This is a genomic window from Saccharomonospora halophila 8 (genome assembly GCF_000383775.1).
In the GTDB taxonomy this organism is placed as follows: domain Bacteria; phylum Actinomycetota; class Actinomycetes; order Mycobacteriales; family Pseudonocardiaceae; genus Saccharomonospora; species Saccharomonospora halophila.
In genome coordinates, this window is the sequence record NZ_KB912558.1 from 14,996 (window position 1) to 25,278 (window position 10,283).

Below are 10,283 nucleotides of genomic sequence, written 5' to 3' on the forward strand. Positions count from 1 at the left end.
GGCGCGGCCGCACCGGCCAGCGTGGGGTCGGCGACGGTCACCTCGGTGTGCCCGGCCGCCATCAGGAGCGCGCCCCGGCGGCGTCGAGCTGCCCGCGCACGGTGTCGAGCAGTTCGTTCCAGGACGTGTCGAACTTCTCGACGCCCTCGTCCTCCAGCGTGCGGAACACGTCGGGGATGTCGATGCCGACGGCGGAGAGCCGGTCGAACACCCGCTGCGCGTCCCCGGCGGTGCCGGTCACCGTGTCGCCGGTGATCTCGGCGTGGTCGGCGGCGGCGTGCAGCGTCTTCTCCGGCATCGTGTTCACCGTGTCGGCCACGACGAGCCGGTCGACGTAGCGGGTGTCCGAGTACTCCGGGTTCTTCACCCCGGTCGAGGCCCACAGCGGGCGCTGTGGGTGCGCCCCCGCCCCGGCCAGGTCGGCCCACCGCTGGCCGGCGAACTCCTCCTGGTAGGCGGCGTAGGCGAGCCGGGCGTTGGCGATGGCCGCCTCGCCCCGCAGGGCCAGGGCGTCGTCGCTGCCGATCGCTTCGAGCCGCTTGTCCACCTCGGCGTCGACGCGGGAGACGAAGAACGAGGCGACCGAGCGGATCCGGGACAGGTCGTGCCCGTTGGCCCGGGCCTGTTCCAGGCCCGCGAAGAACGCGTCGATCACGGCCCGGTAGCGCTCGACCGAGAAGATGAGGGTGACGTTGACACTGATGCCGTCGGCGAGGCTCCGGGTGATGGCGGGCAGTCCCTGCTCGGTCGCCGGAATCTTGACGAAGATGTTCGGCCGGTCGACCGTCTTCCAGAGTTCGGCGGCCTCGGCGACGGTGCGGTCGGTGTCCCGGGCGAGGCCGGGGTCGACCTCGATCGACACGCGCCCGTCCTTGCCGTCGGTGGCGATCCAGGTCTCCCGCAGGGTGTCCGCGGCCTCCCGGACGTCACCGGTGGTCAGCTCGCGCACCGCCGCGTGGACGTCCGCGCCCCGTTCGGCGAGCGAGCGCACCTGCTCGTCGTAGTCCTCGCCCTGCGCGACGGCGCCCGCGAAAATGGTGGGGTTGGTCGTGACGCCGACCACGTGCCGGTCGCGGATCAGTTCGGCCAGGTTGCCGGACCGGAGCCGCTGCCGGGACAGGTCGTCGAGCCAGATGGACACTCCCGCCTGCGAGAGCTCCGCCAGCCGGTCGGTGTTGGCCATGATCTCATCCCTTTCTGTTGTCGCGCTCGTCGTGGGCGGTCCGGGTGGGCCGCCGTGTCGCCGCGCGGCCCACCCGGTGACCCACCCTTCCGGGTGCCCGAACTCAGCGCCGAGCCAACGTCCGGCGGGCGGCGGCGACGACGGCCTCGGCGGTCAGCCCGAACTTCTCGTAGAGCGTGCCGAAGTCGGCGGAGGCACCGAAGTGCTCCAGGGAGACGGTCTCGCCGCGGTCACCGACGAAGCGGTGCCACGACTGGGCCACCCCGGCCTCGACGGCGACCCGGGCGGTCACCGACGGCGGCAGCACCGCGTCCCGGTAGGCGGTGTCCTGGCGGTCGAACCACTCGACGCAGGGCATCGACACCACGCTCGTGGGCACGCCGTCGGCCTCCAGCGTCGCCCGCGCGGCCAGCGCGAGCTGCACCTCGGAACCGGTGGCCAGCAACAGCACCTCCGGCGCACCGTCCGAGGCCTCGGCGAGCACGTAGCCGCCCCTGGCCACGCCCTCGGGGTCGGTGCCTTCCAGCACCGGCACGTTCTGCCGGGTCAGGGCGAGGCCGGTCGGGGTGTGCACGTCCTCCAGCGCCGCCTTCCAGGCCGCCGCGGTCTCGTTGGCGTCGGCGGGCCGCACCACGTTGAGGCCCGGGACGGCGCGCAGCGAGGCGAGGTGCTCGATCGGCTGGTGTGTGGGGCCGTCCTCACCGAGGCCGATCGAGTCGTGCGTCCACACGTAGACCACCGGGGCCTTCATCAGCGCCGCCAGCCGCACCGCGGGCCGCATGTAGTCGCTGAAGATCAGGAAGGTCGCCCCGTACGGGCGGGTGCCGCCGTGCAGGGCGATCCCGTTGAGGATCGCGCCCATCGCGTGTTCCCGCACCCCGAAGTGCAGGTTCCGGCCGTAGGGCTCGGTGGGGAACATCCCGGTCGACGCGGCTGCCGGGCCGAACGAGGACGCGCCCTTGATGACCGTGTTGTTGCTCTCGGCGAGGTCCGCCGACCCACCCCACAGCTCCGGCAGCACATCCGCGACGGCGTTGAGCACCTCGCCGGAGGCCTTCCGGGTGGCGATGCCCTTCGCATCGGGTTCCCAGCTCGGCAGCTTCTGCGCCCAGCCCTCGGGCAGTTCGCGGGTACGCAGCCGCCCGGCCAGCTCCGCGCGCTCGGGGTTGGCCGCGGCCCAGGCGTCGAACCGTTCCTGCCAGCGCGCCCGCTCGGCGGCGGCGCGGTCGCCGACCCGGCGGGTGTGGGCGAGCACGTCGTCGTCGATGGCGAAGCTCGTCGCCGGGTCGAAACCCAGCGCCTCCTTCACGGCGGCGACCTCGTCCGCGCCGAGTGCCGCCCCGTGCGCCTTGCCGGTGTCCATCTTGGTCGGGGCCGGGTAGCCGATCACGGTGCGCAGCAGGATGAACGACGGCCGCGTGGTCTCGGCCCTGGCGGCGGCGACCGCCTCCTCGAAGGCGACGACGTCCTCACCGCCCTCGACGACCTGCACGTGCCAGCCGTAGCTCTCGTACCGTTTCGCGGTGTCCTCGGACAGCGCGACGGTGGTGTCGTCCTCGATGGAGATCTTGTTGTCGTCGTAGACGACGACGAGATTGCCCAGTTCCTGCCTGCCCGCCAGCGACGACGCCTCCGAGGTGACGCCCTCCTCGATGTCGCCGTCCGAGGCGATCGCGTAGATGTGGTGGTCGAACGGGCTCTCGCCCTCCGGTGTCTCCGGGTCGAGCAGGCCCCGCTCGCGGCGGGCCGCCATCGCCATGCCGACCGCGTTGGCCAGACCCTGGCCGAGCGGGCCGGTGGTCGTCTCCACTCCCGGTGTGTGCCGGTACTCGGGGTGGCCCGGGGTCTTCGATCCCCACCGGCGCAGCTGCTTCAGATCCGCCATCTCCAGGCCGTACCCGGCGAGGTAGAGCTGGATGTAGAGGGTGAGACTGCTGTGCCCCGCCGACAGGACGAAGCGGTCGCGCGCGGGCCACTCGGGGTCGGCCGGGTCGTGCCGCATGATCCGTTGGAACAGCGAGTAGGCGACCGGAGCGAGGCTCATCGCGGTGCCGGGGTGGCCGCTCCCGCAGTGTTCGACGGCGTCCGCCGCCAGGACGCGGACGGTGTCCACGGCGCGGGTGTCCGTCTCCGTCCAGTCGGCCGGATACCTCCGGCGCAGCAGTGGGTTGTTCTCCGTAGCGGCGATCTCCGACACGAACTCGGCTCCCTGATTCTTCGCGCGTTGGCTGTTGCTGGCTACCCCGGTTGCCCGGCCGTGGGCGTGTCCCGGACGATCTTAATCGATCCCGAACACTGGGGGAAGCGATCTCGTCGACGACACGGGAAAGGTGTTCCGGTCAGCCGGACCGGTCGGCCGTCAGCCTAGACGACCCGGCTGCGCAGAGTCAGTGATCGTGGGCACCGGGCGGACGGCGGGGTGGCGCCGCGCGCCCGTGCCGGGATCCCGCGGTGTGACGTGGCTTGCCGCCGCGGGATCCGCCCGGCGGTGGTGGATCCCGCTCTACTACGATCCGTCAAGATGCCGCGTCCCCCGGGCGCGCGTCCTCACGGAGTTCGAGACAGGGAGCGAGATGTCGTTGGTGAACGCTGCGCACGGGCGCAGTGAGCACACCAGCGCCGTGCATCCCACTGGCGAGTCCCCAGCCGGTGGCCGGCGAGGTATGCGGGACGTCGTCGGCGCGTACGCCGCGCTGGCCAAGCCCAGGGTCATCGAGCTGTTGCTGGTCACCACGATCCCGGCGATGTTCCTGGCGGGACGGGCGATCCCGTCGCCGTGGCTGGTACTGGTCACCCTGCTCGGCGGCACGATGGCCGCGGGCAGCGCGAACGCGCTGAACTGCGTGATCGACGCCGATATCGACAAGGTGATGAACCGCACGAAGCGGCGTCCGCTCGTGCGGGACTCGGTACCCCGGCGCAACGCCCTGATCTTCGGTCTCGCGCTCGCCGCGGGGTCGTTCACCGTGCTGTACCTGGCGGTGAACCCGCTGGCCGCCGCGCTCGCCGTCGGCACGATCCTGTTCTACATCTTCGTGTACACGCTCGTGCTCAAGCGGCGCACACCGCAGAACGTCGTCTGGGGCGGCGCGGCCGGCTGTATGCCCGTCGTCATCGGCTGGGCCGCGGTGGAGGGCACCGTGTCCTGGCCCGCCTTCGTGATGTTCGGGGTCATCTTCTTCTGGACCCCGCCGCACACCTGGGCGCTGGCGATGAAGTACCGCGACGACTACGAGCGGGCCGGGGTGCCGATGCTGCCGGTCGTGGCGCCGCCCCGGCACGTCGCCCGGCAGATCGTGATCTACTCCTGGGTGATGGTCGGCTGGACGTTGTTGCTGGCCCCGGCGACGAGCTGGCTCTACGCCGCCTTCGCCGGACTGGCGGGTGCCTGGTTCCTGTTCTACGCGCATCGCCTGTACGCGGCCGTCGGCCGGGGCGAGACGACCAGGCCGATGGCGCTGTTCCACCGGTCCAACACCTACCTGATGATCGTCTTCTGTGCGCTGGCGGTCGACTCCGCCATCGGACTGCCGATCCTCGGCCTGCCGTTCTGACCCGCGACCGCGGTGCCGCGTGGGCCACCCGGTCGGGGAATCCCGGGAATGACCCGCGGGCGGTGTTCGTTACGGATTCGGCCAGGCCGTTCCCCCGACTCGAAGGTGACCCACCGTGTCCGTGTCCCCGCAACACCGGGAACCCGACCACGCCGCCGCTCCGGACGAGACCGCCACCCCGGACCGGGACGAGGTGGCCGCCGAGCAGCGTTACGTGACGATGCTGTACGAGCGGCTCGACGCCGAGCGCGAATTCGCCGACCAGCGGCTCACCGAGGCGCTGGCCGCGACCGGCGGTCCGCCGCAGGCCCGGGCCGAACGGGAGGCCGCCACCGCGACCTACAGTGACCGGCTGGCGCAGCTGAACTCGGTGGAGCAGGGGCTGGCCTTCGGCAGGCTGGACTTCGCGCCCGACCGCGACACCGACTCCCCGATCTACATCGGCAGACTCGGCCTGTTCGACGAGCAGGACGACTACCGCCCCCTGTTGGTGGACTGGCGCGCACCGGCCGCGCGCCCGTTCTACCTCGCCACCGCCGCATCCCCGGACGGTGTCCGCAGGCGCAGGCACCTGCGCACCCTGTCCCGGCGCGTGGTCGGCGTGGACGACGAGGTGCTCGACCTCGGCTCCGGAGAGGGCAGCGACCATCTCGGGCTCGCGGGTGAGGCGGCGCTGCTGGCCGCGTTGGAGCGCGGGCGCACCGGGGAGATGTCCGACATCGTCGCCACCATCCAGGCGGAGCAGGACCGCATCATCCGCGCCGACCCGGGCGGGGTGCTGGTCGTGCAGGGCGGGCCCGGCACCGGCAAGACCGCGGTCGCGCTGCACCGTGCGGCCTACCTGCTCTATACCTACCGTCACCAGCTCACCAGCCGCGGGGTGCTCGTGGTCGGGCCGAACAGCACCTTCCTGCGCTACATCGGCCAGGTGCTGCCCTCGTTGGGGGAGACCGGCGTGCTGCTGGCCACGGTCGGCGAGCTGTACCCCGGACTGACCGCCACCGGCCTGGACACCCCGGAGGCCGCGGAGATCAAGGGCCGGATCGCCATGACCGAGGTACTGGCCGCGGCGGTGCGCGACCGGCAGACCGTGCCCGACGACGTCCTGGAGATCCACGCCGAGGGCGAGGTGCTCACCCTCGACCGCCGGACGTGCGAGAGGGCGCGGGCCCGCGCGCGCGACACGCTCAAACCGCACAACCTCGCCCGCCGGGTGTTCGTCGACGACGTGCTGGACGCGCTGGCCGCGCAGTCCGCCGCCCGGCTGGAGTCCGACGTGCTCGACGACGTCCCCGACATCCCGCTCGCGGACGACGAGGTGGACGACACGCCCCTGCTGGACGCCCGCGACCACGCCACCATCCGGGCCGAGCTGGCCGAGGACCGGGCCGTCGCGGACGCGGTGCAGTCGCTGTGGCCGAAGCTGTCGCCACAGGAGCTGCTCAACGACCTGCTGACCACCCCCGCGCGGTTGCGGTCCGCCGCGCGGGGACACCTCACCGACGACGAGTGCCGCGCCCTGCGGCGCGACCCCGGTGCGCTGTGGACGCCCGGGGACGTGCCGCTGCTCGACGAGCTGGCCGAACTCCTCGCCGAGGACGACACCGAGGCACGCGAGCGCAGGGCCCGCAGGGAGCGCGAGGAGAAGGCCTACGCCGAGGGTGTGCTGCACGTCCTCGAACAGGACGAGGAGATCATCGACGAGGAGGTCGTGCGGGTGCGCGACGTGCTCGACGCCGAACTGCTCGCCCAGCGGCAGGAGGAGGGCAGCGGCCTCACCGCCGCCCAGCGCGCCGCGCGGGACCGGTCCTGGACCTTGGCGGGCCACGTCATCGTGGACGAGGCGCAGGAACTCTCGGAGATGGACTGGCGGCTGCTCATGCGCCGGAGCCCGAGCCGGTCGATGACCGTCGTCGGGGACGTGTCCCAGACCGGGTCGGCCGCGGGCACGTCGAGCTGGTCGGACGTGCTGGCCCCGTACGTCGCCGACCGCTGGCGGCTGCGAGAGCTCACCGTGAACTACCGCACACCCGCCGAGATCATGGAGGTCGCCGCACGGGTACTCGCCGGGATCGACCCGGCACTGTCGGCGCCGGTGTCGGTGCGCGAGACCGGCGTGCCACCGTGGCAGGAGCGGCTGCCCCGCACCGAGCTGGCGGCGCGTCTGCCGGAACTGGTGGAGCACGAACGCGCGCGGCTCGGGGACGGCACGCTGGGGGTGTTGTGCCCGGCCGCCGTCGAGGGCGAGCTCTCGGCCGAACTCGCCCGTGCGGGGGAGGCCGCGCCGGACGACCCGGTGGAGACACCCCGGGTGTCGGTGCTGACCGTGGAGCGCGCCAAGGGGCTCGAGTTCGACGGGGTGATCGTCGTGGCGCCGGACGAGATCGTCGCCGGGTCCGTGCGCGGGGCGAACGACCTGTACGTCGCGCTCACCCGGGCGACGCGACGGCTCGGCGTCATACACACGGGTGAGCCGTTGCCCGCGTTGTCGGGCGACGGCAGCCCGGAGCCGGGGTCCGGCTAGGGTAATTCCATGCGCAACGCTGGCAAGATCATGACCGTGGTGGCCTTCGCCGCCGCGCTCGCGGCCTGCTCGCCGCCGGGCGAGCAGCCCTCGGACGTACCGCCGGACACCGGGGCGTCGCCGGGGGCCGGAGTCCCGGAGCAGCCGACCGGTTCACCGGGGGAGCGGGAATCGCGGGAGGAGTGCACCGCGGAGGACATCGCCGTCACCGAGGAAGGCGAAGCCGGGGGCGAGGGGCCGCAGGTCACCATCCCCGAGGGCTGCGCCGCACCCACCGGGCTGCTGACCCGCGAGCTGGACGAGGGGGTCGGCCCGGGAGCCGAACCGGGCGGCATGGTCGAGTTCGACTACACGATGGTCGGCTGGTCGAGTGGCGAGGTCTACCGCAGTACCTTCGGCGAGCCCGACACGGAGACCGTCGAGTTCGGGCAGGAGCAACAGCGGTTCGATGTCTGGGAGGAGGCACTGGTCGACATCAAGGAACGCGGCAGGCGTCTGATCGTCGTCCCGGCCGACCTGCAGTCCGGGGCCGAGAGCGGTCCCGCGCCGGTCGACGAGACGGTCGTGGTCGTCACCGAGGTGGTGGGGGTCGAGACCCCGCAGTGACTCCACCCACTCCGTGAGGGAGTGCCCGACGGGCCCGCCCGCGACCGGTGGGCGGGCCCGGTGCGCTCACGGCAGTAGCAGTACCTTCCCGGTGGTGCGCCTGCCCTGGAGCTCCTCGTGGGCGGTGCGGGCCCCGGACAGGGGGTAGCGTCCACCGATCCGGACCGTGAGCGTGCCCGAGCTCACCGCGTCGAACAGTTCGCCGACCCGCCAGTCCAGCTCCGCGCGGGTGCGGGTGTGGTCGACGGTCTTCGGCCGGGTGAGGAACAGCGAGCCGCCCGCGTTCAGCCGCTGCGGGTCGATCGGCGGCACCGGGCCGCTGGCGGCCCCGAACAGCGCGAGCAGTCCCCGGGGCCGCAGCGCCGACAGACTGCCCTCCCAGGTGGAGGCGCCGACCCCGTCGAAGACCACCGCGGCGCCCTCGCCACCGGTGAACTCCCGGGTCGCCTCGACGAAGTCCCGTTCGGTGTAGCGGACCACCTCGTCCGCGCCGGCCTCCCGCGCCAGACGCTCCTTCTCCGCGGTCGACACCGTGCCGAGTACCCGGGCCCCGCGCGCCTTCGCCAGCTGCACGAGCAACAGACCGACGCCGCCGGCCGCGGCGTGCACCAGCACCGGGTCACCCTCGCCCACCGGATACGTCGACGACACCAGGTAGTGCGCCGTGATTCCCTGGAGCATCGTCGCGGCGGCGGTCTCGTCGGACACGGTCTCCGGGATCCGGACCGCCACGTCGGCCGGGATCAGCGCCTTCTCCGCGTATCCGCCCGGGGCGCCCTGCCAGGCGACGCGGTCCCCGACGGTGAACTCGTCCACCTCGGCACCCACGGCGGCCACCCGCCCGGCACCCTCGAGCCCGGGTGTGTAGGGCAGCGGCACCTCGTAGATGCCCGCACGCTGATAGGTGTCGATGTAGTTCACCCCGGCCGCGGCCACGTCGATCAGGACGTCCCGGGGGCCGGGATCACCGGGTTCGCCCTCGGCGGTCTCCAGCACCTCCGGCCCCCCGGTGCGGTGCATGCGGATCACGGTCACCAATGCGGTTCCTCCTCATCGTCGTGCACCCGTGCCGGTCCCGGACCGACACGGTCGTGCCGGTCCGGGACCGCGGACGGTCCGTCTCTCCCCAGTGTCGTCCCCGGTGTTGTGGTCGCGCGTCGGGGGAACAGGCTCCCGGCGGGGTGTTGTTCGTATCCGGTGGGCCCCCGCGGGCCCCTGTTCCTCCCGGCCGGGTGAGCCCACGAGACGCGCGGCACAGCCGAGTACCGCATTTACCCGGACGGAGGTAACGTTTAGGCTACGGGCGACTCACGGATGCGTCATGTTGGCCGGTGAATGCCTCCGGTGGTGTACGGGCCCCCCGAACCGTCCCCACCGGGTCAGCGGACGCCATCCCGGCCCGACCCGACCCGAGAGATGTGACCGTGCACCACCCCACGCTGACTTCCGATCGACACCTCGTCATCGAGATCCCGCATCTGCGTGCCACCGCCTCCCGTGCCGTGGTGCTGGCGCTGGAAACGGCCGTCGTGCCGACCGTGTTGTTCATGCTGCTGCTCAACTTCACGAGTCTGGTCCCCGCCGCCGCCGGTGTGCTCGGCTGGAGCGCCTTCGTGATCGGCCTGCGCCGGATGCTGCGCAGGGACGTCCCGCACACGCTGCTGCTGGCCAGCGGAATGCTGGTGAGCAGCGCCGTGTTCGCGTTGATCACGTCGAGCGCGGCCGTGTACGTGCTGCAACCGGTCGTCGGTTCACTCCTGATGTTCCTGCTGTTCGTGGGGAGTGCGGTGATCGGCAGACCGATCACCGCACGTCTGGCACGGGACTTCATCCACCTGCCCGCCGAACTGTTCGCCCACCGCACCGTGCGGCGGGTGTTCGTGAACGTGGCCCTGATGTGGGGCGGGTCCCGACTGATCGACGCCGCCATGACGTACGGGTTCTTGCAGTGGAGCCTGGACGCCGGGCTGCTGTCCCGTGGTGTGCTCAGTGGGCTGTTCACCGCGCTGACCATCGCGGCGTGCGCCGGGCACGGGTGGCGCCGACTGCGGGGGCTCCCGGACGTCACCCTGCGCATGGCGCGGCCTCCCGAACCCGCCTGATCCGGGCGCCCCGGGGTGGCGGCGGTGACATGGACCGCTTCCCCGGGAACGGACTTCGGCCGTGGCCGGTCGGGAGCTTAGACTGGCGCCGTGACTGACACCGCTTCCGAGACCAGCGACCGGACCGCCGCCCGCCCCGGGAAGGCCCACCTGACCGCGGCCCGGGTGTTCGTGGGCGAGCACGGCGGGCCGACCAGGGCCGTGGTGGAACGGATCGGCCGCGCGGGCGCCCGGGTGGTCCTCGTCGGCCGGGACGGCGCGCTCGGCGACGTCGTGGTGCCCGACGTCGAGACCGGGAACGCCCTCGTGGAGGC

General features: G+C 72.4%; 8 protein-coding genes. 5 read left to right on the top strand and 3 right to left on the bottom strand.

The genetic code is table 11. The features are described 5' to 3' along the window. Positions 1 to 61: 61 nt before the first annotated feature. Entirely contained in the window at positions 62 to 1,183 is a 1,122-nt protein-coding gene (gene tal / locus SACHA_RS0113390; RefSeq protein WP_019810592.1) for a transaldolase, read from the bottom strand. A 103-nt stretch (positions 1,184 to 1,286) separates the two neighbouring features. Further along, on the bottom strand, positions 1,287 to 3,380 hold the full coding sequence (gene tkt / locus SACHA_RS0113395; RefSeq protein ID WP_019810594.1) for a transketolase: 2,094 nt from the start codon (positions 3,378 to 3,380) through the stop codon (positions 1,287 to 1,289). 376 nt (positions 3,381 to 3,756) lie between these two features. Between tkt and SACHA_RS0113400 the strand changes: the two genes are divergently transcribed. The 3 genes from SACHA_RS0113400 to SACHA_RS0113410 all read left to right on the top strand — a co-directional run bounded on the left by SACHA_RS0113400 (position 3,757) and on the right by SACHA_RS0113410 (position 7,867). After that, complete coding sequence (locus tag SACHA_RS0113400) at positions 3,757 to 4,737, top strand: heme o synthase (RefSeq protein ID WP_028663158.1); 981 nt, start codon at positions 3,757 to 3,759, stop codon at positions 4,735 to 4,737. 115 nt (positions 4,738 to 4,852) lie between these two features. Then, positions 4,853 to 7,261 carry a HelD family protein gene (locus SACHA_RS0113405; protein ID WP_019810597.1) on the top strand — a complete coding sequence of 803 codons (2,409 nt, stop codon included), beginning with the start codon at positions 4,853 to 4,855 and terminating at the stop codon, positions 7,259 to 7,261. 9 nt (positions 7,262 to 7,270) lie between these two features. After that, the gene (locus tag SACHA_RS0113410) at positions 7,271 to 7,867 is read left to right on the top strand and encodes an FKBP-type peptidyl-prolyl cis-trans isomerase (protein WP_019810599.1); all 597 of its coding nucleotides are present in this window, start codon (positions 7,271 to 7,273) and stop codon (positions 7,865 to 7,867) included. Between the two features lie 66 nt (positions 7,868 to 7,933). Here the strand turns inward: SACHA_RS0113410 and SACHA_RS0113415 are convergent, their stop codons facing one another. Further along, entirely contained in the window at positions 7,934 to 8,905 is a 972-nt protein-coding gene (locus SACHA_RS0113415) for a quinone oxidoreductase family protein (RefSeq protein WP_028663159.1), read from the bottom strand. Positions 8,906 to 9,291: 386 nt separating this feature from the next. Between SACHA_RS0113415 and SACHA_RS0113420 the strand changes: the two genes are divergently transcribed. After that, the gene (locus SACHA_RS0113420) at positions 9,292 to 9,969 is read left to right on the top strand and encodes a DUF3159 domain-containing protein (RefSeq protein WP_028663160.1); all 678 of its coding nucleotides are present in this window, start codon (positions 9,292 to 9,294) and stop codon (positions 9,967 to 9,969) included. A gap of 90 nt (positions 9,970 to 10,059) precedes the next feature. Then, positions 10,060 to 10,283, top strand: a 224-nt coding sequence (locus SACHA_RS0113425; RefSeq protein WP_019810604.1) for a hypothetical protein, incomplete at its 3' end; no start/stop codon positions are given.